The following is a 23,100-nucleotide window of genomic DNA, read 5'->3' on the forward strand; positions in this document are numbered from 1 at the left end:
CTTGCGCCCGCCAGACCCGAGTCTGGACGTGAGAGTCACGAAGAGGCTTGCGACGCTGCCTTCCAGCCCGCGTCAGTCTGCCTTGGTCGCCCCATGAGGGGCGACCGCGTCATCTGCGGCTGACGTCTCGGGAGGCTCCTCATCCCCTCCGGGCGGACGCTCGTCGTCCCCCTCGCCCTCCACCTCGCGGCGAGCGTCGCGCTCCGCCGCGCGGCGCGTCTCGTCGCTGATCTCGTAGCGACGCTTGTAGAGGTCGAGCAGCGCCATCGCCGTCGCGGCCATGGGCACACCGAGAATGCCGCCGGCGAGGCCGAACATCTGCGCGCCGAGCAGCGCCGACGCGAACGACACCGCCGGGTGGACGTCGACCGCCTTCGCGCTGATGTTCGGCTCGATCGTGATGTTCTCGATCTGCTGGTAGATGATCGCGAAGACGAGGATGACGAGGCCGTTGACCGGCTTGTCGCTCGTGAGGCCGACGAGCACGGGCAGCACGATCGAGATGTACGTGCCGATGTTCGGGATGAACTGCGCAATGAGGCCGGTCCACAGCCCGAGCGCCAGCCAGTACGGCATCCCGATGATCATCATGAACGTGCCGTGCACCGTCGCCGAGATCGTCGCAAGGATGCACCGCGCCGCGACGTAGCCGCCGACCTTCGTGACGAAGACTTCCCACACCGTCAGCACCACGCGCTGCTGCGACGGGCGGAACAGCCCCGCGATCCACGTGCGCAGGCGCGGCATTCCGGCCGAGATGTAGCAGGTGAAGAACACGAGAACGAAGGTGTTGAACGCCGTCGAGACGATGCTCGTCACGAGCCCGAGCACGCCACCCGCGAGCTGCGATCCGTACGACGCGACCCGCTCCGGCGTCAGGGAGACCTTCGACAGCATCGTGTTGATGTCGTAGTCGGTGCCGAACCGCTCGTTCGCGTAGCGCACGAGATCGGTGACGACGCCCGGCGCCGCCGTCACGAGCGCCTGGATCTCGGACACGAGCAGGCTGCCGAACGCGGCGAAGAAGCCGGCGATCGCCAGGCCCAGCGTCAGAACGACGACGCCCGTCGCCAGCGCACGCGGCATGTGCTTGGCCAGCCGACGGACGGCCGGCTCCATCGCGACGGCGAGGAAGAACGCCATGAGGATGGTGAAGATAGCCGAGCCGGCGGAGTTCGAGATGAACCCGAGCGCCGCGACGACAGCCAAGGCACCGAGCACCACCCAGGTGGCCCGCCACACCGACCGCGGGTCGAGGGCGATGGTGAGGCGGGGTGAGCCCTTGTCAGGACGCCCGTCGGAGCCGTTCGTTGGCATGGTCGTTGCCCTCCCCCTCGTCACGTTGACGCGATGAGTGTTTCACGCCACCGCGGCTAGGCTGACGCCATGGCCGAGCTTCACATCGCACAGGACGACTTCGCCGACGAGATCATTTCCGAGCACCCGTTCGGGCTGCTCGTCGGGATGCTCCTCGACCAGCAGATCGCCATGGAGGTTGCCTTCGCCGGCCCCGGCAAGATCTACGACCGCTTCGGCACGCTGGACCCAACCGAAATCGCCGCGATCGACCCCGACGAGTTCATCGCGCAGTGCACGACTCCCCCGGCTATCCACCGCTACGGCAAGTCGATGGCCGAGCGTGTCCAGAAGCTCGCCGCGGCCGTCCGCGACGAGTACGACGGCGACACGACGAAGATCTGGGCCACCGACGACGCGAACGAACTCCTGAAGCGCCTCAAGAACCTGCCCGGTTACGGCGACCAGAAGGCGCGCATCTTCGCATCCCTGCTCGGCAAGCAGCTGGGCGTCCAGCCCGACGGCTGGCGCGAGGCCATCGGCCCCTACGCCGAAGAGGGTTCCTTCCGCTCCGTCGCCGACGTCGTCGACCCCGACTCGTTGCTCAAGGTCCGCGAGACCAAGCGCGAGATCAAGGCCGCCAAGAAGGCCGCCGCGAAGAAGGACTGACCGCCCTACTGGCTACGTTGTGCGCCGCTGGCCGCGGCATGCCGCAGCCGAATCCGCAGAACGTTCCCGCCTGACGGGCCCGCCCGTATTCATCGGGCGAGGACAGCGCACACGTCACGCAGACGGCGTGCCTGCCTTACGCACCCCGACGGCGAACTGCACCGTCGTGCCTGCCGCCGGCGTCAGCGTCACCTTCAACCCGGGCGCGGCCGTCGTGACGGTGTCCAGAGTTCCGGGGTCACCGTCGCACTCGTACGTGCGCGAGAACGTCTGCTCGATCGTGGCGCCCTCGATCGCCTCCGTGTACGACGCCGTCGCCTCCAGCCCACCGCCCGTGCAGGCGACCACAACTTCCATGGGTCCGCCCGTCACGTGGGGGAAGTCGAGGCTCTTCACCCCGGACGCCGAGCCCTTGTCGATTGTGAGGAAGCCCTGCGGGTGGCCCAACACGTTCTCCCGCAGCCCCGACGCCCCGGCCGCCGGCTTCGCCTGAGCGTCGTCGCCGAGCACGACCAGCTTGGGCGTCGTGTACTCCGGGTGGTCCTGATCGCGCGCCCACTCGTCCATCGAGCAGCCGGAAAGCAGCGCGGCCAGGAGCGCGGTCGTCGCCGTTGCACTAACGCGAAATGAGCGGAGGGTCGCCATGAGATCTCGTTCTTCCTGGCGGCAGGCCGCACGGTGTCCGGCGGGCAGCCGAATCACTTCAACGTAACGGCGTCACACGATTCGAGGAAGAGTTGCCACCCGAGCAATTCGGTAACAAAAACAGGCGTGACGAATCCGTCAGCCGCGCAACCACACGGCCAACCCGGCGCATCCGCACGCCCAGAGCACGCTCACGAACGTGCCGATGATGAAGCGTTCCGCCACGGCCGACTTCTCACCGCTGCGCAGCTCCGGGTAGCGCCCGAGACCCTTCACGGCCAGGACGATGGCGATGGCCTCCGGCCAGTTCGCGACGAGTCCCGCAAAGATCGCCAACCGTTCGAGCGCCCCGATCCATGCGCCGCCCCGCAGGATGCTCCCGGCCTGCTCGACGCCCCCCGCCGCCTTGCCCGACACAGGTTCCGGTGTCTCGACGGTCGACTCAGGTGCCGCCGGTAATTGCTCGTGATCGCGCCGTCCGTCGACGAAGCGGAAGACCAGTTGCGTGACGAACCCGCCCGCCACGACAGCGAGCACGCCGAAGAGCGCGACCACCAACACCGCTCGACCGTCCATGACCTGAACGCTAACGCCCGACACCGACAACCGGGCGACCTCAGCCCAAAGCAGCCGTCAGTGCGCGCACAGCGAGCGCCTCCCCCGCGTCGGCTTCGACGATGGCCGCGGTGCTCACTCGCTGGCTGACGGCGGACGCCGTCACTCCGAGGCGAGCCGCGATCTCCTGACGCGACAGGCCCTCGGCGACGAGGTCGGCGACCTCCCACCCGGCCGCGGTGCGGCGTCGCCAGACGAAGGCCAGCAGGTCGAGGGCGGCGCGCACGTCGTCGGCAGCGGCGCCGGCATCGGCTCCCCCGACACGCGTCACGACGGCGAGATCCTGCGCACCTCCTCGGGATTCGTTGACGGCGGCCCGGGCCGCGACGAACGCTGGCCCGTTTGCGGCGCGAACGTCGTCGGGCACCGGGGTGTCGACGGCCCCGATACCGAGGCCGACCCGCCATCCGCCTTCGCGCACGAAGAGACGCACGGCGCGCACGGCGTCGGCTGGGTCGGCGATGAGCGCCTGAACTTCGTCACCCGCGGTGCGCGCGAAGCCACGCGACCGGCCGCCGAGCGTCAGTGATTCGAGGGCTGTGAGCATGGCCGGAACACGGTCGCCCCGAGAACTACTGCGGATCTGGTCTGCCGTGACGACGATCATCGCCCCACCGCTCGATTTAGTCATACGCCTAAAGTAGCAGCGATTAAGCCTCTGGCCTAACTCTTTGCGGCTTCAGTCGACAGCCTGTACCGACGGAACGATGGCACGAGCACGGCGATCGCCACCACGGAGACGAGCACGAGGACACCACCGATCCACGCTGCCCGACCGGCCCCGAACGCCTCGGCGCCCGCCCCGTGGACGACATCGGCGATGCGCGGCCCACCCGCAACGACGACGAGGAAGACGCCCTGCAGGCGACCGCGCACCGCGTCGGTGGCCGCCGTCTGCAGCATCGACGTGCGGAACGCCGCCGAGACCATGTCCGCCGCGCCACCCACGACGAGGGCGCCGAACGCGATCCAGAACAGGATGTCGAGCCGTCCGTTCGCGAGCGCCACCGCTCCACCGAAGACGACGACCGCCCCGCCCCACACGGCGACGGCGGCGAGCACCGCCACGCCGTGCCGCTGCACGCGCGATACCCACCCGGAGAACACGCCGCCGAGCACAGCACCGACCGGAATGGCCGCGAACAACCACGCGAACGCGAAGCCACCCTCGCTCGGTCCGCCGAACGACTCGTGTGCGATCTGCGGGAACTCCGCACGCGGCATACCGAAGATCATCGCGGCGAGATCGACGACGAAGCTCGCCATGAGCACCGGATGGCGTGAGAGATACCGCAGCCCGTCGACCACGGACGTGAAGCCGGCCACCGTCACCTCGCCCAGCGGACGCATCGCCGGCAGGTTGACGACGGCCCACATCGTGGCGAGAAGGCACAGGGTGTCGGCGGCGTACATCCACGAGAACCCGAGCACCGGGATGAGCGTTCCCGCGACGAGCGGCCCCGCGATGCCACCCGCCATCGCCACCGTCATGAGGAGGGAGTTGGCCGCCGGCAGGAGTTCGGGTGGCAAGAGTCGCGGCAGCGAACTCTGCAGCGCCGGCTGGTGGAGCGCGAAGAAGATCTGCTGCACCGCGAACAGGCTGAGCAGCAGCCACACGTTGATGCCGCCGACGGCGGCCTGCCCCCAGAACAGCGCGCTCGTCACGATGAGCCCGGTCGTCGTGAACACCAGGATGCGACGACGGTCGTGCGCGTCGGCGAGCGAGCCTCCGTACAGGCCGAAGACGATGAGCGGCACGAGGCCGAACAGGCCCGTCAGGCCGACATAACTCGAGTCACGCGTCTGCGCGTAGATCTGCGCGGGCACCGACACGATCGTCAGCTGCGCACCGATGACCGTGACGATGTCGGCCAGCCACAACCGCCGGAAGGCGGGAACCTTGAGCGGGCGCGTGTCCGCGAGAACGCTGCGCGCACGCGCGAGCCTGCTCGCGGTCATGCGTCGATGCGCTCCAGGTCGAGCTGGTGAGCCGACGAGATGATGAAGTCCTTGCGGGGCGCCACGTCGCTGCCCATGAGCAGGTCGAACACCTGCTCCGCCGCCTCGGCGTCGGCGAGCGTGACGCGACGCAGCGTGCGGTGACGCGGATCCATCGTCGTCTCCGCGAGCTGGTCGGCGTCCATCTCGCCGAGACCCTTGTAACGCTGCGGCTGCTTGAACGTGCGGCCCTTCTTCTCCCACGCGCTGACGACCGAACGCATCTCGGCCTCGGAGTAGGTGTAGATGACCTCGCCCTTGGCCCGGCCGCTCGCGTTGAGTTCGAGACGGTGCAGCGGCGGCATGGCCGCGTACACCCGACCGGCCGCGACGAGCGGGCGCATGTAGCGGAAGAACAGGGTGAGCAGCAGCGTGCGGATGTGGGCGCCGTCGACGTCGGCGTCCGTCATGAGGATGATCTTGCCGTAGCGCACCATGTCGAGATCGAAGCTGCGCCCCGAGCCGCCACCGATGACCTGGATGATCGAGGCGCACTCGGCGTTCTTCAGCATGTCGCCGACCGACGCCTTCTGGACGTTGAGGATCTTGCCGCGGATCGGCAGCAGCGCCTGGTACTCCGAGTTGCGCGCCGCCATGCCGGTGCCGAGCGCCGAGTCACCCTCGACGATGAACAGCTCCGACTTCTCGCCGTCGGTGGAGCGGCAGTCCTTGAGCTTGCCCGGCAGGCTCGAACTCTCCAGCGCCGTCTTACGCCGCTGCGTCTCCTTGTGCTGACGCGCACTGATGCGCGACTTCATCTCGGCGACGACCTTCTCCAGCAGGAGCGCCGACTGCGCCTTCTCGTCGCGCTTCGTCGACGTCAGGTGCGCCGTGAGCTCCTTCTCGACGACCTTCGCGACGATGGCGCGCACGGCGTTCGTGCCGAGCACCTCCTTCGTCTGGCCCTCGAACTGCGGCTCCGCCAGACGCACCGTGACGACGGCCGTGAGGCCGGCGAGAACGTCGTCCTTCTCGACCTTGTCGTTACCGACCTTGAGCTTGCGCGCGTTGACCTCGAGCTGCTTCTTGAAGACCTTCATGAGGGCCTGCTCGAAGCCGGTGTTGTGCGTGCCGCCCTTCGGCGTCGCGATGATGTTGACGAAGGAACGCACCTTCGTCTCGTACCCCGTGCCCCAGCGCAGCGCGATGTCCACGCCGCACTCACGCTCGACGTCCTGGCTCGTCATGTGCCCGCTCTTCTCGTCGAGGACGGGCACCGTCTCGGTGAAGTGACCGCTGCCCTGCAAGCGCCACACGTCGGTGACGGCCGCGTCGGCGGCGAGGTAGTCGGTGAACTCGCTGATGCCGCCGTCGTGGAAGAAGACCTCCTCGTGGGGGCCGTCGGCACCCGGCGTCTCTGGCAGGCCGCGCTCGTCACGGATGACGAGGGTTAGGCCCGGCACGAGGAAGCTCGTCTGACGAGCACGCCCGATGAGCTGCTCGTAGTCGAACTGGGCGCTCTTGAGGAAGATGCTCGTGTCGGCCCAGTAGCGCACGCGCGAACCGGTGACGCCGCGCTTGGCCTTGCCGACGACCTTGAGTTCGCTGCCCGACTCGAACGGGCTGAACGGGTTGAGCGGGCTCTTGCCGTCGGCGTCGTCGAAGACGCCGGGCTCGCCGCGGCGGAAACTCATGCCGAACGTCTTGCTCGCACGGTCGACCTCGACGTCGAGACGAGCGCTCAGCGCGTTGACGACCGACGCGCCGACACCATGCAGACCACCCGACGCGGTGTACGAACCGCCGCCGAACTTACCGCCGGCGTGCAGCTTCGTGAAGACGACCTCGACACCCGAAAGGCCCGTGCGCGGCTCGATGTCCACGGGGATACCGCGGCCGTTGTCGCGCACCTCGACGGAGCCGTCGGGCATGAGGATGACCTCGATGCGGTCGCAGTAGCCGCCGAGCGCCTCGTCGACCGAGTTGTCGATGATCTCCCACAGGCAGTGCATGAGACCGCGCCCGTCGGTGGAACCGATGTACATGCCCGGGCGCTTGCGTACGGCCTCGAGCCCCTCGAGCACCTGGAGGTGACGAGCGGTGTAGGTCTGGTTCTCTCCTTGCGACACCTGGGAATCTCCTTGAAGTTCGCGGGGGACGCCGCAGACGGCGCACCCGTCACCGTACCCGAAAATCCGCGGGTTTCCGGGCCGCCACGCGGTGATCCGACGCTCACTCACTGCGCACCTGCGGCGTCGACCGAATCACAACGATGTGGCTCAGGAGTCGGAATTGGGCTTCTCGGGAATGTCCGCCCGTGACAGACTGTTGTCGATTCCGAGAAACGATGCTTCGGGCATCGTTCGTAGGACGCCGCTGGTGCCCTTTCAGGGCATCCCGACGAGAGGATCGATATGACCACGACGATGGAACACACGATGACGGCCGCTGACCGCTGCGATCGCTGCGGAGCCCAGGCCTTCATCAAGGCGGTCATGTCGGGTGGACTCGAACTGCGCTTCTGCGGCCACCACGGCCGCGAGCACCTCGACAAGCTCAAGGAGGTCGCCGTCGAGGTCATCGACGAGACGCCCCGCCTGAGCGAAGAGGTCTGAGCAGCACACTCCCGCTGACGCCGAACGGCCCCGGTCACCCGCCAAGGGTGCCGGGGCCGTTCGCGTGCCTGCACGCGGCGGGCGTTCTTACTGGTTCGGCTCCCGGCTCTGCTGAGGGATGATGGGCCCATGGAACTGACGACGACGATCATCGCCGCACTCGTCATGGCGGTCGGCATCGCCGGTCTGATCGTGCCCGCGCTGCCCGGCCTTCTGCTCGTGCTGGGCGGGGTGCTCATCTGGGCGCTCGGCAACTCCGGCCCCACCGCGTGGACGGTGTTCGGCATCGCGTGCGTCCTCGCTGCGATCGGCTACGTCGTCCAGTACGTCGTGCCTGGCCGCCACCTGGGCCGGGCCGGCATCCCGAAGCGCGGTAGCCTCGTCGGCGTGATCTTCGGCGTCATCGGCTTCTTCGTCATTCCGGTGATCGGCCTGCTCGTCGGCTTCGTGCTCGGCGTTTTCGTGGCCGAGATGGCCCGTCAGCGCCGCACGGACGAGGCGTGGCGCTCGACGAAGGTGGCCGTCAAGGCTGCCCTCATGTCGGTGGGAATCGAACTGCTCGCGGCGCTGATCATTGCCGTCGGATGGGCCTGCGTGGCCATTCCGATGGCTCTGTGACTGGCCTGTGACGAGGCGTCCCTACCAGCCAGGCGTCCCTACCAGCCCTGGCTCTCGCGGCGACGACGATCCCAGCGCTCTTCGAGACGTTGCATGAAGCCGCTGTTGCTCGCGCCGCGAGCGGGCTTCGCCTTGGCCTTCCCGGAGCCCGGGAATCCACCCTGGACGCTCGGGAAGCTGCGTCCGGCACCGCCCGAGCCGCCGGCGCGCTGCGCTGACGAGGAACCGACGACGTGCAGGTCAGGACGCTGGTCGGAATCCGTACCGACCGCGTAGGTGACGCCGAAGACCATGCCGAGGAAACCGATGGCGCCCAGCCAGGTCTGACGGGTGGTGACGGCCAGAACGACGAGCGCGAGACCCGCCGCGAGGGCAAGCACACCGAGCAGGACACGACGGCGACGTCGTGCGCGGTTCGGGTCGGAAACCATGGTCGACGCGAACTTCGGGTCCTCGGCGGAAAGCTGCGCCTCCAACTCTTCGAGAGCGCGCCGTTCCTGTTCTGACAACGGCATGGGAGCCTCCGGTTCGACACTCGCGGCGCATGGTGCGCCACGCATGGTGTGCTGGCATTGTCTCGTTCATTTGTAGCACTTCGGGACGTTACGCGTGGCCACCCGCGAGGGGGCGAAGAACCGACCGCTCATCCCACGAGACTCGCTGGCCTCACGATGCCCGCGCCGAACCGCGCGCTGGCGCGGTCGACGGCGCGATCGGCCTCCTGCCAACCGAACTCGCGCTCCCCCAGCTTTCCCTGCCGAGAGGTCAGACGTCGATCGGTGAGCCCCTGCACCCGCACCCCGATGAGGCGGATGCGGGCCCGCTGCAGCCCGAGGGCGTCGAAGAGCTGGGCGGCCACGGCGTAGACCTCCCGGCTGACGTCGGTGTGCTCGCTCAACGTGCGCGACCGCGTGATCGTCGTGAAATCGGAGAAGCGCACCTTGAGCACCACCGTGCGTCCGGCCACCTCGGCCGAACGCATACGCGCCGCGACGCGGTCGCTCAGCTTGAGCAGGTGCCGCTTGATGAGCACAGGATCGTCGAGATCCTCACCGAACGTCTCGTCCGAACCGATGCTGCGCTCCGGCTCGTGCGGCACGACCCGACGTTCGTCGTGGCCCCACGCGAGGCGGTGCAACGTCATACCGCTCGCCTGCCCGAGGGAACGCACGAGCGTGCGCTGCGGCAGGTGCGCGATGTCGCCGACGGTGCGCAACCCCAACGTGTGCAGCTTCTCCTGCGTCGAGGCACCCACGCCCCACAGCGCCTCCACCGGCAGCGGGTGGAGGAAGTCGAGCACCTCATCCTGACGCACGAGACGCAGCCCGTCCGGCTTAGCACTCGTCGAGGCCAACTTCGCGACGAACTTCATCGGCGCCACCCCGACCGAACACGTGATGCCCTGCTCGTCGGCGACGGCGTCACGCAACTCGTGCCCGAGCGCCGCCGCAGACTCCGGCCCGTTGCAGACGCCGCCGACGTCGAGGAACGCCTCGTCGAGCGAGATCGGTTCCACGAGCGGCGTGACCTGCGAGAACAGGTGCATGATCGAGCCCGAGATCTGCGTGTAGAGGTCGTAGTCGGGCGCGAGGACGACGGCGTCGGGGCACAGCCTGCGCGCACGCCCCATCGGCATACCCGAACTCACCCCGCTGCGCCTGGCCTCGTAGGTGGCCGAGAGCACCACGCCCCGCCCGGCGCCGCCGACGATGACGGGCTGACCGAGCAGATCGGGGCGCTCGATGAGGGACGCCGACGCGTAGAAGGCGTCCATGTCGATGTGCAGGATCATCTGCCCCACCCTCCTGAACTTCCGGGGCTCGCGTGCCACAGCGACCGCGGAGCCTCACCCTGACCGGGAAGGTGCGCGCGACCTCCCGAGACCGTCTCGCCGGCCGGTTTGATGTCGGCGTACGGCGACTGTTTGAACCCTGAGGAGTGCACGAGCATCCGACGTCCGCGAGCGCCGCCGACACCTTCTGCGTCCGGTGGGGCGACGCCGACAAGGCTGCTCACGCCGTCAGCACCCGCCTCGCTCCACGCCTGCCACACCACCGTGAGATCCCACGCGCCGGTGGCCCGGATGGAGACACCGTGTGGTCCGGTACGCCGCACGACACCGCGCACGAGGAGCATCCACGAGTGGAAGACGGTGTCGGCGTACGGCCCCTGGACGTCTTCGAAGAACGTGGCGTCGGCGGGGCCGGTGCCGTCGTCGAGCGTGAGGAAGATGACGCGGCGCCCCGAACGCACCGGCGGGGTCTGCGTGGCCACCTTGATCCCCGCGCACCACACCTCCTGCCCACCCCGCAGGTTCACGAGATCGGACGCAGCGCTGAGGCCCAGGTGACGCAGCATCGGCGCATAGAACTCCATGACGTGACCGCTGACGTCGAGACCGAGGATGTCGAGCTCGGCACGCACCTTCTCCGCCGGCGTGAACTCGGGCAGGCCCGAACCCTCACCGTCGACGGCTCCGTCGACGAGGTCGAGGACGAGTTGAGCACCCACCGGATCCTTCGCCCCGGGGCGGCGCCCCTGCGCCTGCGCCCTGGCGGCTTCCACCGGGTCGAACGTGAAGAGCCCAGCCTCCCCTGGCGCTTCGCCGGCACCTGGGCTCGACGCACTCCTCTCGTCTACGTTGCTCGACGACGGCTTGGTCACGAGCACCTTCTGCCCGCGCGGACGCCCCCGCGATGTACCGCGCAGGTGCCAGCGCTCGAGATCTTCCAGTTCGAGCAGGAGGTCGCGTCGGGTGAGAGCGCCTCGCCCTGTGCGAGCACCGAAGCCGTACAGGCTGTCGAAGGCGCCGACGAGAACGAGACGTTCGACGCTCGTTCGCGTCAGGCCGGCCCGGTTCCACACGTCGCTCAAGCTCGAGTAGGGCTGCGCCGCAACGAGGGTCTCGATCTCCCGCTCGCTCATGCCCTTGACGTCGGCGAACCCGATGCGCAAACCGAGCTTTTCGGAAGCCTCCGCGCTCGGGTCCGGTTCGTCGGAGCCCGGGCCGTCGGGGAGACCGACCGAAGCACCAGCATCGTTGTCACTGCCCTCCTCGGCGCTGCCGCTCACCCGCTCCACCCGGTACTCGCCCCGCGAGGCGTTGATGTCAACACCGAGCACGGGCACACCGAACGTGCGAGCGTCGGCGAGGATGAGCCGCTTGGGGTACATGCCCGGGTCGTGCGTGAGCACACCCGCGACGAACGCCGCGAGGTGATGGGTCTTCAACCACGCCGACTGGTAGGTGGGCAGCGCGAACGCTGCCGCGTGAGCCTTGCAGAAACCGAAGGACGCGAAAGCCGCGAGCACCGCCCAGATGCGTTCCCGCTCGCCGCGCGTGTACCCGCGGGCCTTGGCCGCAGCACGCCACCACTCCCCGATCTTCTCCTGCCCTGTGGGCGAGCCCATCGCCCGACGCACCTCGTCGGCCTGGGCGAGCGTCACCCCCGTCGTCTCGGCGACGATGCGCAACACCTGCTCGTGGAAGACCACGACGCCGACCGTCTCCTCCAGCGCCGGCCGCAGGCTCTCGTGGAGGTACTCCGGCTCACCCCAACCCTGACGCACCCGCAGGAACGGGTTGATCATGTCGCTCTTGACCGGGCCGGGGCGGAACAGCGAGATGTCGATGATGAGGTCTTCGAAGGCCTCGGGAGCGAACTTGCCGATGAGTTCACGCTGCCCGGGCGACTCGATCTGGAAGCACCCCAGCGTGCGCGTCGAGCGGATGAGGTCGAACGTCGCCTCGTCGTCGAACGGGACGCACGTCTCGTCGTCGAGGTCGACGACGACGCCTTCGACCCTCTTGATCTCGGCCACGGCGTGCGCCATCGCCGACTGCATTCGGATACCGAGCACGTCGAGCTTGAGCAGTCCGAGGGTCTCGACGTCGTCCTTGTCGAACTGGCTCATCGGGAAACCGAGCCAGCTCGCCTCCATCGGCGTGCGATGGCCGAGTTGCGCGTTCGACAACACGACGCCGCACGGGTGCAGCGCGACGTGCCGCGGCAGACCGTCGAGTCGCTCGACGAGGTCGAACAGTCGCTCCAACTCGCTCGAGGCGAGACCGCGAGCCCGCAGCTCCGGCAACTCCTCGATGGCCTGGCGCGCATTGCGCGCGGCGATGTGCGGAAAGGCCTTCGCGATGACGTCGACGTCGGCCGGCGGCATACCGAGCGCAGCGCCGGCGTCACGGATGGCGTGACGCACCCGGTAGGTCTCCGCCATCGACACACACGTGACCCGCTCGCCGCCGAAGCGCTCCATGATGCGTTCGTACATCTCGGTGCGCCGCGCCGATTCCACGTCGATGTCGATGTCGGGCAGTGACGCCCGAAGCGGCGTGCAAAAGCGTTCCATGAGCAGGCGGTGCCGGATCGGGTCGACCCCGCTGATGCCCAGCAGGTAGTTGATGAGGCTGCCCGCGCCCGAACCGCGAGCAGCGACGCGCACACCGGCGTCACGGATGAGATCGCACACGATGGCCACCGTGAGGAAGTAGGTCGGGTAGCCGAGGTGGCGCACGACCTCGAGTTCGTCGTCGAGTCGCTCTTCGACGGCGGCGTACTCGGTTGCCGAGAGGTGGCCGTAGCGAGCGGGCAGCGCGGCGCGGCAGCGCTCGGCCAGAGCGCGCTGGGGGTCGACGCCGTCCAGGTCGAGCACCTCCGGTTCCGGAAGATGAACTGCACCGATGCCGATGTCGTGGAACGGATGCTGCACGCAGAGCTCGGCCAACCGTGACGTCGCGCCGACGAGGTCGAGGGCCGCGCTCTCGTCGCCCGCAGCCTGCGCGAGTTCACGTGCGATCTCGAGCATCTCGCTCTCGGGGAGCAGATGCCCTCGCGTGCTCGTGCGGTCGAGGTGCCGCAGGTCGAGCGCCACCATGCGCCGCGCCGCGTCGAGCAGATCGGCGGTGACGGCCTCGTCGGCGTCCGCGTGCCTCACCCAGCCGGTGAGCACCGCGGGCACACCGCACACGCGCGCCAACGCCCACAGGTCGAGCGCGTGCCGTCTGCTGGCCGGCGTGCCCGGCGCCCCGTCGTGACAGGCCACCTCGACTGCGAGCGCCCCGTGCGGCAGCGCAGCACGCCACTGCTTGAGCAGCTGCTCCGCCGCGGCAGGACGTTCGGCGAGCAGCGCCTGCCCGACGTCGGAGGCCGGGCCGAGCAGTACGGTGAGCGCCGGGGCGCTGTTGCCCCTGCCCACCTCCTCGACGGTGACGAACCGCGCGATCCGTTCACGCGACGTGCGCGCGGCACTGCGCTCCCCGACGAGGTGAGCGTCCGTGACGAGACGGCACAGCTGCCCCCAACCGACGCCCTTGGCGAGCCCGCTCGCGGCGCCGCGAGCCAGAACGGTGACGCGAGGCCCCCGGTCGTCGACGGCTGCCCCGCCCTTCGCCGGGGTGCGCCGCGGGCGGGACGAGTTGGCCGGCGTCGGTGGCTCGAGCGCCAGGTCGACGCCGACGACGGGTTCGATGTCGTGATCACGGCAGGCCTCGACGAACTTCACCACGCCGTAGAGACCGTCACGGTCGGTGAGCGCCAGACGCTCGTAGCCCAACTCGTGTGCGCGCTCGACGAGATGCTTCGGCGGTGTGGTGCCGTAGCGCAGCGAGAAGGACGACGCGACGTGCAGGTGGGTGAACTGCACCGACCTCACCCCACCGCGACGGGGGTGAGCCGCAGCGCCGAAGCGTCGGCGGCAGGCAGACCGACATGGACGAGCACGGTGTCGAGGAAAAGCTGGGCCTGCCGGACGAGGTCGTCGGCCTCCCGCACACTCACCCCGGCACCGCCACCCTGGGCGACGGCGCTGCGCTTACCGCACTCAGTGAAGAAGCTCGCCCACTCCCCGAACTCCGGGCGCTGGCGAGCCAGCGCCTCCCACGCACTGCGCGGGCGTGAACCGAGCGAACGCGGCGCCACCTGAGCCAGAAGGGCGGCAGCCGCCCGCAGCGCAGCCAGTTGGGCCCTCGCGTAGCGCTCGGACGTCGTCGTGGCCGAGCAGGCCTCGATCAGGGCAGCGCGCGAACGGCCCAGAAGGTCGAACAGATCACCGGTGAGTGCTTCCGCGGGCGCACCCGGACCCATTGCCGTCGTCGTCATGACATCTCCCTCTCGCTGCACACTTCGTCGAACCTGCACGTCAGTCACTGAGCCGCTCGAGCGACCACCCGGAGCGCGCGTGCGCCAGGTCGAACACCCCGAGGCTCGGGCTCGCCCCCGCACTCGCCTCGACCCGCCACACCCGACGTTCGGCGTCGTACACGCCCTGCTCCCCCATCGGCAGGCGCCACCACGGCGTTGCCTCACGCCAGCTCTCGAGCACCCCCGCGACCCGATACCGGCGCCCGCGCCAGACGAAGGCCTCGGGCGCGCTCGCCTCCCCCGTGTCCACTGTGGTCACCTCGACGTTCTCGGCGTATCCGCGCATCCCGCCACCTCACTTCACTCGGGCGACGACTGCGTCGTCACCGCCGGATGTTTCGCTGTGGCTGTGACGGTGAGCGACGACGCAACGAACGTCGGAACAACGGCACAGCACAAGCCCGTTTTTTCGAACTCATGTTCGATATGGTGACACTAGAACGCCCCGGCGACAACCCCCAGATTCCGCGGAATCGGAGCGACCGCGTAGGCTCGGTGGAAGTCGCTTGCCGGAAGGATCGAGACGTGCCCAACTCCGCGGACGCATCGCAGTTGCTCGAACGCATCCAGCGCACCGTCGACGCCGAAGTCGCCCACCAGCGCGAGGTTCTCGCCCCCCTCGGCGACGAAACCGATCTCATGGTCGACGCCATCGCTTCCCTGCTCTCCGGCGGCAAGCGCGTGCGTGCGTCGTTCCTCTACTGGGGCTACCGCGCCGCCGGCGGCGCCGACAGTGACGCCCTCGTGCGCGCCAGCGCGTCGATGGAGCTCTTCCAGGCCGCCGCGCTGCTGCACGACGACGTCATGGACGCGAGCGACACCCGCCGCGGCATGCCGGCTGCACACCGGGCCATGGCGAGCGCCCACCGCGAGCGCGGCCTCACCGGCGACGCCGACCGCTTCGGCGAGGCCGGCGCCATCCTCGCGGGCGACCTGTGCCTCACCTGGGCCGACGAGATGTACGCGACGAGCGGTCTACCCGCCGACGAGGTTCTTCGCGGACGCCGGGTCTTCGACCTCATGCGCACCCAGCTCATGGGCGGGCAGTTCCTCGACGTCCTCGAGGCCGTGCAGAACTGGGAAGGGCTCGCCACCGACGAGCGCATCACCCGCGCTCTGCGCGTCATCCGGTACAAGAGCGCGAAGTACACGATGGAGCACCCCCTGCTCATCGGTGCCACCTGCGCCGGCGGCGACGACGCCACTCTCGAAGCCCTCTCGCGCTACGGTCTCGCCCTCGGCGAGGCCTACCAACTGCGCGACGACCTGCTCGGCGTCTTCGGCGACCCGGCACAGACGGGCAAGCCGGCCGGCGACGACCTGCGCGAAGGCAAGCGCACCGTCATCGTCGCTCACCTGCTCGACGACCTCTGCGCCGACGACCGCGCGTTCTTCGACACCCGATTCGGCCACGACGACCTCGACACCGACGAGATCGAGCGCTTCCGCGCGCTCGCGGTGAGCACCGGCGCCGTCGACGCCGTGGAGCAGCGCATCACTCAGGGGGCCGACGAAGCGCGCACCGCGCTCGAGTCGCTCCGCGAGTCGATGCCGACCGAGGCGTTCGCCGCCCTGCACGACTTCATCGGGACGACCACCGCTCGCTCCAGCTGAGCCGCCGCGCCGTCAGGGCAGCAACGTCAGAACGCCTCTTCCATGGCACGCTTGCGCACCTCGGCCTTGCGGCCCGCACGCAGCATGTCGATGGGAGCGCCGTCGATCGGCAACGTCTCGTCGGGCGTACACAGCCAGCGAATCGCTTCCTCGTCGCTGAACCCCGCGTCGGAGAGCACCGTCACCGTGCCCATGAGAGGTGTGACGACCGCACCGTCCTGAACGAAGGACGCCGGCACCGCAACGACATTGCGCTCCCCCACGCGCGCGGCGATGATCTCGCGATCGGCGATCATCTGACGCACCTGGCGCAGCGACATGCCCAGCTCCTCGGCGAGGTCGGGCACGGTGAGCCAGTCACCGACAAGTGCTTCGAGTTCCGTGTGCGTTGCGTCATCCACGACCCCAAGATTGCCAGACGGGAACGCACTACCGCATGTCGGCACCGCACCGGGGCGAGCTTCACCCCTTCGGGCGCGCCTTCGCAGGACGAGCCACGTCACCACCTAGCGTGTGAGCCATGCCTCTCACCTACGACGTCCCCGTCGCACTGCACGCGGCGCCGCCTGCGCACGTTCAGCCGGGCCGAGCTCACGCGCAGTTCGTCAAGGGAGCCGCGAAGAGCAGCCCTGCTGCGAAGAAGAAGCCGACCCGCAAGGTCAAGAACGTCACGATCCGCCCCGGGGACTCGGTTTACGCCATCGCGCGAACCCACTCCTCGAGCGTCGCGGCCATCGTCAAGGCGAACCCGAAGATCGAGTTCCGTCGTCTCGTGCCGGGCACCGTCCTCAAGGTGCCGGTCCCCGCCTCGGCCCCGAAGGCGACGAAGCCCGTCAAGAAGCAGCCCGTCAAGAAGCAGCCCGTCAAGAAGCCGTCGAAGGCCACGAGCGCGAAGCCGGTCAAGAAGCCCGCAGCAAAGCCAGCGAAGGCGCCGGCGAAGAAGCCCACGAAGAAGGCCGTTCGTCGCACGAAGAGCGTCACCGTGCGCCCCGGCGACTCGCTCTACACGCTGGCCCAGCGTCATCACGCGAGCCTGGCAAGCGTCATCAAGGCGAATCCGGGGCTCGACGCGCGTCGTCTCCACGTCGGGTCTCAGGTCAAGATCCCCGTTGCCGGTGTCACCTCCGCCGCGAAGCCGGCAAAGAAGCCCACCACGAAGCCTGCTCGCAAGCCCACCTCGAAGGCACCTGCCGGTGGCTACGCACCCAAGCCGACGCACGTCGTCAAGTACGCCGGCACCTCTGCGGCACGGCGCTACCCGGCCGCCGCTGTCGCCTCGGGTGATCGTCACCGTCAGCAACTCGCGCAGGCGAACCTGCCGAACCAGGCCCAGATCCGTTCGATGATCGTCGCCACCGCCAAGCGCTACGGGGTCGACCCGACGCTCGCCCTCGCCATCGGCTGGCAGGAATCGGGGCACCGCCAGAGCGCCGTCTCCGTCTGCGACGCGCTCGGCACGATGCAGGTCATGCCGGCCACCGGCCGTTGGGCGGGCAACCTCGCGGGCCGCAAGCTCAACCTCATGGACCCACAGGACAACATCACGGCAGGTGTCGTCACTCTGCGCTTCCTCACCCAGCACGCCAACAACCGCGACGAGGTGATCGGCTCCTACTACCAGGGCCTCGGCGCTGTCCGGAAACACGGCTTCTACCCCGACACACGCCAGTACGTCAGCAGCGTCAAGGCGCACATGAAGCGCTTCGGCGGCTGACGCAGCCGGGCGCCAGGCACGCTCCGTGTCCTCACCTGATGACCCGCAGCGTTCAGCGTTCTTCCTGCCCCGCCACCTAGACTCGCCACCGTGACCACCTCGCACGCCGACCCCCTCATCGGCCGCACCGTCGAAGGGCGCTATCGCGTCCTCGAGCATCTTGCGGACGGTGGCATGGGCAGTGTGTACGTCGCTCGAGACCTCCGCCTCGATCGGGAGGTCGCCCTCAAGGTCTTGCGGGCCGACCTTGCGCGTGACCCCGTCTTCGTCGAGCGCTTCCAGCGTGAAGCCCGCGCTGCGGCGCGACTTGCCCACCCCCACGTCGTCGCAGTGCACGACCAGGGGCAGGACGCCGATGTCGTCTATCTCGCCATGGAACTCGTGCGCGGTCGCACGTTGCGCGACGTCATTCGCGACGGCGACAGGAGCGTGGGTGAGCAGCTCACGCTCTTCGAGCAGCTGCTCGACGGGCTCGCCGCCGCCCACCGGGCCGGCTTCGTGCATCGCGACATCAAGCCGGAGAACGTTCTCATCGACGCTGCCGACCGGGTCAAGGTCGCCGACTTCGGCCTGGCCCGCGCGGTCACCGGAAGCGGTGTGAGCGTGGACAGCGAAGTCCTCATCGGCACGGCGTCGTACCTGTCGCCCGAACAGGTCGAGCCGTCGAGCTTCAGCCCCTCCGGCACCCGTTCCGACGTCTACTCCGCGGGACTCGTGCTCTTCGAGATGCTCACGGGTCACCGCGCCTTCGACGGCGACCTTCCCGTCCAGGTGGCCTACCAGCACGTACACGGCACGATGGCGAAGCCCTCCGAGATCCTGCCGGAGCTCACTGCCGCCTTCGACCCACTCCTCGCCCGGGCCTGTTCCAAGGAGCCTCAGGAGCGTCCCGCCGACGCCGAGGAGTTCAAGACCGAAGTCACCAGGCTTCGCGCCGAACTCCCCGACGACGTTCTCGTCGTCCCGGTGCCGCCGGCCCCGCCGTCGTCACTGACGACGAACGCCGACACCCAGCACACCCGCGTCTCCGCGGCCGCCGACGGTACGACCGCGCCGGTCGCCCGAGCCTCCTCTGCAGCCGAGGCTCCCGACTCCCCGCTCGTCACCCGCCAGTACGGCCCCCAGTCGACGACGGCCCTCCCGAGCCGCGCCACCGTCGTCGAGAACGAGCGCCCGCGCCGTTGGTGGCCCTGGGTGCTCGCCGTCGCCGCACTCGTCGTCGCCGTCGTGGCGGCCATCGCGTTCACCGTCGGCCCTCTCGGCCCGCGCACCGTTCCCAAGGTTCAGGGTCAAGCTCAAGGTCAGGCCGTTTCGACCCTGCGGAACGCAGGCTTCGACGTCAAGGTCCGCACCACCGAGTCCGACACTGTGCCCACGGGGCGGGCTGTGCGCACGACACCGGAAAGCGGAGCGTCGCGCCGTCCGACGAGCGATGTGACGCTCTGGGTCAGCACCGGCCCCCGCATGGTCGACGTCCCAGATACCGCGAACGCCACGCAGGACGACGCGCGCAAGACCTTGGAGAGCAAGGGGTTCAAGGTCGCTCGCGTCGAGAAGCAACACTCCGACATCGAGAAGGACAAGGTCGTCGGCACCGACCCCGCAGGTGGCAGCCGCGTGCGTCACGACACCCCGATCACCCTCATCGTGAGCGACGGACCGGCCGAGGTCGACGTCCCCGATGTCTCCGGATCGTCCGAGGACGATGCGAAGCGTCAGTTGGAGGCGCTCGGCTTCTCCGTGACGACAACGGAGGACTACGACCCGGACATCGAGTCGGGCAAGGTCATCTCCACCGACCCGAGCAGCGGCACGACCGCGCGGGCAGGAAGCACCGTCACGCTCACCGTGTCCAAGGGACCCGAGATGGTTGATGTCCCGGATGTCGTCGGCATGAGCGCAGCCGATGCCCGTCGCACACTCGAGGACGCCGGATTCGACGTCGACGGCGGCTCGTGGCTCGACGATCTCCTCGACGGCACCGTCTCCAGCCAGTCGCCCGAGGGCGGCTCCGGCAAGCAGGCGCCCAAGGGCTCCACTGTCACGCTGAACTTCTGAGGCGTATCCACGACAAACGTCGAACGGCGCTCGCCCCTCGTCGGGGCGAGCGCCGTTCGGCGTGAAGCGGTCGTTGCTCAGGCGTTGCGTGCACCCAGCATCTCAGCCACCAGGTAGGCGAGCTCAAGGCTCTGCTGGTGGTTGAGGCGCGGGTCGCAGGCCGACTCGTAACGGCTCTCGAGGTCTTCGTCACGCACCTCGACGCTGCCGCCAAGGCACTCCGTGACGTCGTTGCCCGTGAGCTCGACGTGCAGGCCGCCCGGCACCGTGCCGGCCGCTTCGTGCACCTCGAAGAAGCCACGGACCTCGTCGACGACGTCGTCGAGACGACGCGTCTTGTAGCCGCTGGAGGATTCGAACGTGTTGCCGTGCATCGGGTCGGTGATCCACAACGGCGTGGCGCCCTCGGCCTTGAGACGCTCGACGATGGGCGGCAGAGCCTCGCGGATCGTGCCCGCACCCATGCGCGTGATGAACGTCAGACGGCCCGGCTCACGCTCGGGGTCGATCTTGTCGATGATGCGCAGCAGGTCGTCCGGGTCGGCCTTGGGACCCACCTTCATGCCGACCGGGTTCCAGATACGGCTGATGAAGTCGATGTGGGCGCCGTCGATCTCGCGGGTGCGCTCACCGACCCACAGCATGTGACCCGACGTGGCGTACGGGCGGCCCGAACGGGAGTCGGTGCGCGTCAGCGGACGCTCGTAGTCGAGCAGCAGCGCCTCGTGACTGGAGAAGAAGTCGACCGCCTTGAGGGCGTCGAAGTCGGCACCACAGGCCGCCATGAAGCGCATCGCCCGGTCGATGTCCTTGGCCGTCTTCTCGTAGCGCGAGTTAGCGGCATTGGCGATGAAGCCCTTGTTCCACTCGTGCACATTGCGCAGGTCGGCGAAACCGCCCTGCGTGAAGGCTCGCACGAGGTTCAGCGTGGCCGCGCTCGTGTTGTACGCCTGGAGCAGGCGGTCCGGGTTCGGACGACGAGCCTCCTCGGTGAAGGCGAAGTCGTTGACCATGTCACCGCGGTAGGCCGGGAGCGTCACGTCGCCACGGGTCTCGGTGTCCTTCGAGCGCGGCTTCGCGAACTGGCCGGCGATGCGGCCCAGCTTCACGACCGGCGTGCTCGCGCCGTACGTGAGGACGGCCGCCATCTGGAGGATCGTCTTGATGCGGTCGCGGATGTTGTCGGCCGTGGCCGAGGCGAACATCTCCGCACAGTCGCCACCTTGCAGGACGAAGGCCTCGCCGCGGGCTGCGGCGGCCAGACGGGTGCGCAGATCGTCACACTCGCCCGCGAAGACGAGCGGCGGATAGCTGGCCAGGGTCTCCGAAACACGTTCGAGCGAGCCGTCGTTGGGCCACGTGGGCTGCTGCTTCGCCGGAAGCTCCGGCCAGTCGAGGCCCACGGGACGGGTCGTAGTCGAAATGGTCTGGGTTTCGGGGGCGGTACTCACCCTCCAAAGCCTATGACCCCTGTCCAATCCTGCGCATCTCAGCCCTTTTGCTGAGACGGAGTCAGGAGCGCTCGCTCGCTTCCTCACCCGGCGCCTCGGCCACCGGCTGAATCGTCTCCGTGGTCACGTCGCCGGAGGAGTCGGGGGTTTCTGCTGACGCGGCTGCGTCCGCGTTCTTGCCCTTGTCGGCGTCGCTGCTCTTGCGCGGCAGGCGTGAGGCAGCGTCCTCGATGACGGAGGTGGCGCTGCCCTGGATCTCCTTGGCCACGTGAACCGCGCCCTCACCGATGGTGCGAGCCTTCTCGGCAACGGACTTCTTGCGCGATGCGGCGTACTCGTCGACGTACTCCTGGCCCGACAGGAGCATGAGCTCGTACATGATCTCGTCGGTGATCGAGCGTAGGACGAAACGGTCGGCGCTCATACCCTCGAAGCGCGAGAAGTCGAGCGGAACACCGAAGCGCACGTGCGGCTGCGCGTAACGACCGAACTTCTCACCGGGAGGGGCCACCGTGTCGGTGTCCATGAGTGCCACCGGGATGACCGGCGCGCCACTTTCCAGCGCCAACCGGGCCACGCCCGTCTTGCCCTTGTAGAGGCGGCCGTCCGGCGAACGCGTGCCCTCGGGGAAGATGCCGAACAGATCGCCCTCAGCGAGGATCCGCTTGCCCGTCGCGAGTGCCCCCGCGGCCGCCGAACCGCTCGTGCGGTCGATCGGCACCTGGCCCGTGCCCGAGAAGAAGCTCTTCTGCATGCGGCCCCTGACGCCGGGCGTGGTGAAGTACTCGGACTTGGCGACGAACGTCACGCGACGGTCGAGCACGAGCGGCAGAAAGAGCCAGTCGGAGTACGACAGGTGGTTGATGGCGAGGATCGCAGGCCCCGAATCCGGGACGTGCTCGAGCCCTTCGACGGTCGGGCGGAACACCGTCCGCAGCGCCGGGCCGACGAGAACTCGCTTGAGGAGCCAGTAGAGCACGGGAGAACTTCCTGTTGGGCGTGAGAATCCGATGTCACTCTAGTCGGTGTGACCTATGACGCGTAGCCCGTCCGGGCCGCGGCGTTGCCCCTCTCGTGCCAGGATGTGGGCATGCACCTCGACGATCTCCGTGGCAGCGCTGTGCCCGCGCGCCGCAACCGCGTTCGATGACGAACCGGCAGCCCGACGAGGCCCGCGACTGGGACGCGGAGTTCGAGGCCATCGCCAAGAGCCTGCGGCCGCAGTCGGATTCCTCTGGCGACGAACCTCATGAGATGCCCCCGGCGAGTCGCCACCGGTTCGACCACGGCTTTGCCGAGCCACCCAAGGACAACTCGCGCGGCGACAGCGCGTCGTCGTCGGCCACGGACGACGACTCCCCCGTTCCGGGTTTCCGTGACCAATGGCGGATGCGTGACGACGCGCCCTCGCTGCCGAACCTGAACACGAATCAACCTCTTGAGGACCCTCCCGAACTCGAGGACGACGACGACTTCGTCCCACCCGAGCCGACGCCCCTCGACAGCGACGACCCGGCAACGATCGTCATGTTGGGCTGCCTCGTGCTGGGCCCGTTGTGGCTGCTCTACCTGCTCTTCTTCGACCGCAACGCCGCAACGCTGTGGTGGAGCCTCGCCGCACTCATCACCGCAGCCGGCTTCGTCATGGCCGTGGCCCGACAGCCGAAGTCACGCGACGAGGACGATGACGACGACGGGGCGCGCGTCTGAGGCTC

21 protein-coding genes are annotated in these 23,100 nt (G+C 68.6%); 7 read left to right on the forward strand and 14 right to left on the reverse strand.

The window, feature by feature from the left end:
- Nucleotides 1–72: 72 nt before the first annotated feature.
- Nucleotides 73–1,317 carry an AI-2E family transporter gene (locus H7F30_RS11905; RefSeq protein ID WP_187035324.1) on the reverse strand — a complete coding sequence of 415 codons (1,245 nt, stop codon included), beginning with the start codon at nucleotides 1,315–1,317 and terminating at the stop codon, nucleotides 73–75.
- A 69-nt stretch (nucleotides 1,318–1,386) separates the two neighbouring features.
- Between H7F30_RS11905 and H7F30_RS11910 the strand changes: the two genes are divergently transcribed.
- Nucleotides 1,387–1,965, forward strand: a complete 579-nt coding sequence (locus H7F30_RS11910) for an HhH-GPD-type base excision DNA repair protein (RefSeq protein WP_187035326.1) — start codon at nucleotides 1,387–1,389, stop codon at nucleotides 1,963–1,965.
- A gap of 114 nt (nucleotides 1,966–2,079) precedes the next feature.
- Here H7F30_RS11910 and H7F30_RS11915 read toward each other — a convergent pair whose 3' ends face one another.
- The 5 genes from H7F30_RS11915 to H7F30_RS11935 all read right to left on the reverse strand — a co-directional run bounded on the left by H7F30_RS11915 (nucleotide 2,080) and on the right by H7F30_RS11935 (nucleotide 7,292).
- A complete protein-coding gene (locus tag H7F30_RS11915) occupies nucleotides 2,080–2,610 on the reverse strand; it encodes a hypothetical protein (protein ID WP_187035328.1) in 531 nt (176 codons plus the stop codon).
- Between the two features lie 138 nt (nucleotides 2,611–2,748).
- Nucleotides 2,749–3,186, reverse strand: coding sequence for a hypothetical protein (locus H7F30_RS11920; protein ID WP_255464819.1), 438 nt, complete (start codon nucleotides 3,184–3,186; stop codon nucleotides 2,749–2,751).
- Between the two features lie 40 nt (nucleotides 3,187–3,226).
- On the reverse strand, nucleotides 3,227–3,856 hold the full coding sequence (locus H7F30_RS11925; RefSeq protein WP_222617804.1) for a SatD family protein: 630 nt from the start codon (nucleotides 3,854–3,856) through the stop codon (nucleotides 3,227–3,229).
- Between the two features lie 32 nt (nucleotides 3,857–3,888).
- The gene (locus H7F30_RS11930; RefSeq protein ID WP_187035330.1) at nucleotides 3,889–5,184 is read right to left on the reverse strand and encodes an MFS transporter; all 1,296 of its coding nucleotides are present in this window, start codon (nucleotides 5,182–5,184) and stop codon (nucleotides 3,889–3,891) included.
- Nucleotides 5,181–7,292, reverse strand: coding sequence for a type IIA DNA topoisomerase subunit B (locus tag H7F30_RS11935; RefSeq protein ID WP_187035332.1), 2,112 nt, complete (start codon nucleotides 7,290–7,292; stop codon nucleotides 5,181–5,183). The genes H7F30_RS11930 and H7F30_RS11935 overlap by 4 nt, the downstream gene beginning before the upstream one ends.
- A 285-nt stretch (nucleotides 7,293–7,577) precedes the next feature.
- On the opposite strand from H7F30_RS11935, the gene H7F30_RS11940 reads away from it, so the two are divergent.
- A complete protein-coding gene (locus H7F30_RS11940; RefSeq protein ID WP_082128775.1) occupies nucleotides 7,578–7,778 on the forward strand; it encodes a hypothetical protein in 201 nt (66 codons plus the stop codon).
- 129 nt (nucleotides 7,779–7,907) lie between these two features.
- On the forward strand, nucleotides 7,908–8,396 hold the full coding sequence (locus H7F30_RS11945; RefSeq protein ID WP_187035334.1) for a DUF456 domain-containing protein: 489 nt from the start codon (nucleotides 7,908–7,910) through the stop codon (nucleotides 8,394–8,396).
- A gap of 38 nt (nucleotides 8,397–8,434) precedes the next feature.
- Here the strand turns inward: H7F30_RS11945 and H7F30_RS11950 are convergent, their stop codons facing one another.
- From H7F30_RS11950 to H7F30_RS11970, 5 genes are all read right to left on the reverse strand, one after another.
- Nucleotides 8,435–8,911: a DUF3040 domain-containing protein gene (locus H7F30_RS11950; protein ID WP_187035336.1), complete on the reverse strand. Its 477-nt coding sequence runs from the start codon at nucleotides 8,909–8,911 to the stop codon at nucleotides 8,435–8,437.
- A 128-nt stretch (nucleotides 8,912–9,039) separates the two neighbouring features.
- The gene (gene dinB, locus H7F30_RS11955; protein ID WP_187035338.1) at nucleotides 9,040–10,188 is read right to left on the reverse strand and encodes a DNA polymerase IV; all 1,149 of its coding nucleotides are present in this window, start codon (nucleotides 10,186–10,188) and stop codon (nucleotides 9,040–9,042) included.
- A complete protein-coding gene (locus tag H7F30_RS11960; RefSeq protein WP_187035340.1) occupies nucleotides 10,185–14,051 on the reverse strand; it encodes a DNA polymerase III subunit alpha in 3,867 nt (1,288 codons plus the stop codon). The genes dinB and H7F30_RS11960 overlap by 4 nt, the downstream gene beginning before the upstream one ends.
- Nucleotides 14,052–14,056: 5 nt before the next feature.
- The gene (locus tag H7F30_RS11965) at nucleotides 14,057–14,506 is read right to left on the reverse strand and encodes an SAV_6107 family HEPN domain-containing protein (protein ID WP_052946958.1); all 450 of its coding nucleotides are present in this window, start codon (nucleotides 14,504–14,506) and stop codon (nucleotides 14,057–14,059) included.
- 40 nt (nucleotides 14,507–14,546) lie between these two features.
- Complete coding sequence (locus H7F30_RS11970; protein ID WP_187035342.1) at nucleotides 14,547–14,834, reverse strand: DUF6504 family protein; 288 nt, start codon at nucleotides 14,832–14,834, stop codon at nucleotides 14,547–14,549.
- A 239-nt stretch (nucleotides 14,835–15,073) separates the two neighbouring features.
- Here H7F30_RS11970 and H7F30_RS11975 point away from each other — a divergent pair, with 239 nt between their 5' ends.
- Entirely contained in the window at nucleotides 15,074–16,162 is a 1,089-nt protein-coding gene (locus tag H7F30_RS11975; protein ID WP_255464820.1) for a polyprenyl synthetase family protein, read from the forward strand.
- A 26-nt stretch (nucleotides 16,163–16,188) separates the two neighbouring features.
- Here the strand turns inward: H7F30_RS11975 and H7F30_RS11980 are convergent, their stop codons facing one another.
- Nucleotides 16,189–16,563: an Rv2175c family DNA-binding protein gene (locus H7F30_RS11980; protein ID WP_047311482.1), complete on the reverse strand. Its 375-nt coding sequence runs from the start codon at nucleotides 16,561–16,563 to the stop codon at nucleotides 16,189–16,191.
- Between the two features lie 119 nt (nucleotides 16,564–16,682).
- Between H7F30_RS11980 and H7F30_RS11985 the strand changes: the two genes are divergently transcribed.
- On the forward strand, nucleotides 16,683–17,876 hold the full coding sequence (locus tag H7F30_RS11985) for a LysM peptidoglycan-binding domain-containing protein (RefSeq protein WP_187035346.1): 1,194 nt from the start codon (nucleotides 16,683–16,685) through the stop codon (nucleotides 17,874–17,876).
- Between the two features lie 90 nt (nucleotides 17,877–17,966).
- Nucleotides 17,967–19,934 (forward strand): Stk1 family PASTA domain-containing Ser/Thr kinase, encoded by a 1,968-nt coding sequence (gene pknB / locus H7F30_RS11990; RefSeq protein ID WP_187035347.1) that lies wholly within the window; start codon nucleotides 17,967–17,969, stop codon nucleotides 19,932–19,934.
- A gap of 77 nt (nucleotides 19,935–20,011) precedes the next feature.
- Here pknB and H7F30_RS11995 read toward each other — a convergent pair whose 3' ends face one another.
- Both H7F30_RS11995 and H7F30_RS12000 read right to left on the reverse strand, forming a co-directional pair.
- Nucleotides 20,012–21,385 (reverse strand): class II 3-deoxy-7-phosphoheptulonate synthase, encoded by a 1,374-nt coding sequence (locus H7F30_RS11995; RefSeq protein ID WP_255464821.1) that lies wholly within the window; start codon nucleotides 21,383–21,385, stop codon nucleotides 20,012–20,014.
- 61 nt (nucleotides 21,386–21,446) lie between these two features.
- A complete protein-coding gene (locus H7F30_RS12000) occupies nucleotides 21,447–22,364 on the reverse strand; it encodes a 1-acyl-sn-glycerol-3-phosphate acyltransferase (protein WP_187035349.1) in 918 nt (305 codons plus the stop codon).
- Between the two features lie 167 nt (nucleotides 22,365–22,531).
- Between H7F30_RS12000 and H7F30_RS12005 the strand changes: the two genes are divergently transcribed.
- Nucleotides 22,532–23,095 (forward strand): hypothetical protein, encoded by a 564-nt coding sequence (locus tag H7F30_RS12005; protein WP_187035351.1) that lies wholly within the window; start codon nucleotides 22,532–22,534, stop codon nucleotides 23,093–23,095.
- Nucleotides 23,096–23,100 lie beyond the last annotated feature (5 nt).

Source organism: Dermacoccus sp. PAMC28757 (assembly GCF_014302635.1).
GTDB lineage: Bacteria > Actinomycetota > Actinomycetes > Actinomycetales > Dermatophilaceae > Dermacoccus > Dermacoccus abyssi.

Coding starts and splice junctions, on each gene's coding strand:
- H7F30_RS11905 (WP_187035324.1), bottom strand. CDS start 1,317: ATGCCAACGAACGGCTCCGACGGGCGTCCTGACAAGGGCTCACCCCGC.
- H7F30_RS11910 (WP_187035326.1), top strand. CDS start 1,387: ATGGCCGAGCTTCACATCGCACAGGACGACTTCGCCGACGAGATCATT.
- H7F30_RS11915 (WP_187035328.1), bottom strand. CDS start 2,610: ATGGCGACCCTCCGCTCATTTCGCGTTAGTGCAACGGCGACGACCGCG.
- H7F30_RS11920 (WP_255464819.1), bottom strand. CDS start 3,186: ATGGACGGTCGAGCGGTGTTGGTGGTCGCGCTCTTCGGCGTGCTCGCT.
- H7F30_RS11925 (WP_222617804.1), bottom strand. CDS start 3,856: ATGACTAAATCGAGCGGTGGGGCGATGATCGTCGTCACGGCAGACCAG.
- H7F30_RS11930 (WP_187035330.1), bottom strand. CDS start 5,184: ATGACCGCGAGCAGGCTCGCGCGTGCGCGCAGCGTTCTCGCGGACACG.
- H7F30_RS11940 (WP_082128775.1), top strand. CDS start 7,578: ATGACCACGACGATGGAACACACGATGACGGCCGCTGACCGCTGCGAT.
- H7F30_RS11945 (WP_187035334.1), top strand. CDS start 7,908: ATGGAACTGACGACGACGATCATCGCCGCACTCGTCATGGCGGTCGGC.
- H7F30_RS11950 (WP_187035336.1), bottom strand. CDS start 8,911: ATGCCGTTGTCAGAACAGGAACGGCGCGCTCTCGAAGAGTTGGAGGCG.
- dinB (WP_187035338.1), bottom strand. CDS start 10,188: ATGATCCTGCACATCGACATGGACGCCTTCTACGCGTCGGCGTCCCTC.
- H7F30_RS11965 (WP_052946958.1), bottom strand. CDS start 14,506: ATGACGACGACGGCAATGGGTCCGGGTGCGCCCGCGGAAGCACTCACC.
- H7F30_RS11970 (WP_187035342.1), bottom strand. CDS start 14,834: ATGCGCGGATACGCCGAGAACGTCGAGGTGACCACAGTGGACACGGGG.
- H7F30_RS11985 (WP_187035346.1), top strand. CDS start 16,683: ATGCCTCTCACCTACGACGTCCCCGTCGCACTGCACGCGGCGCCGCCT.
- H7F30_RS12005 (WP_187035351.1), top strand. CDS start 22,532: ATGACGAACCGGCAGCCCGACGAGGCCCGCGACTGGGACGCGGAGTTC.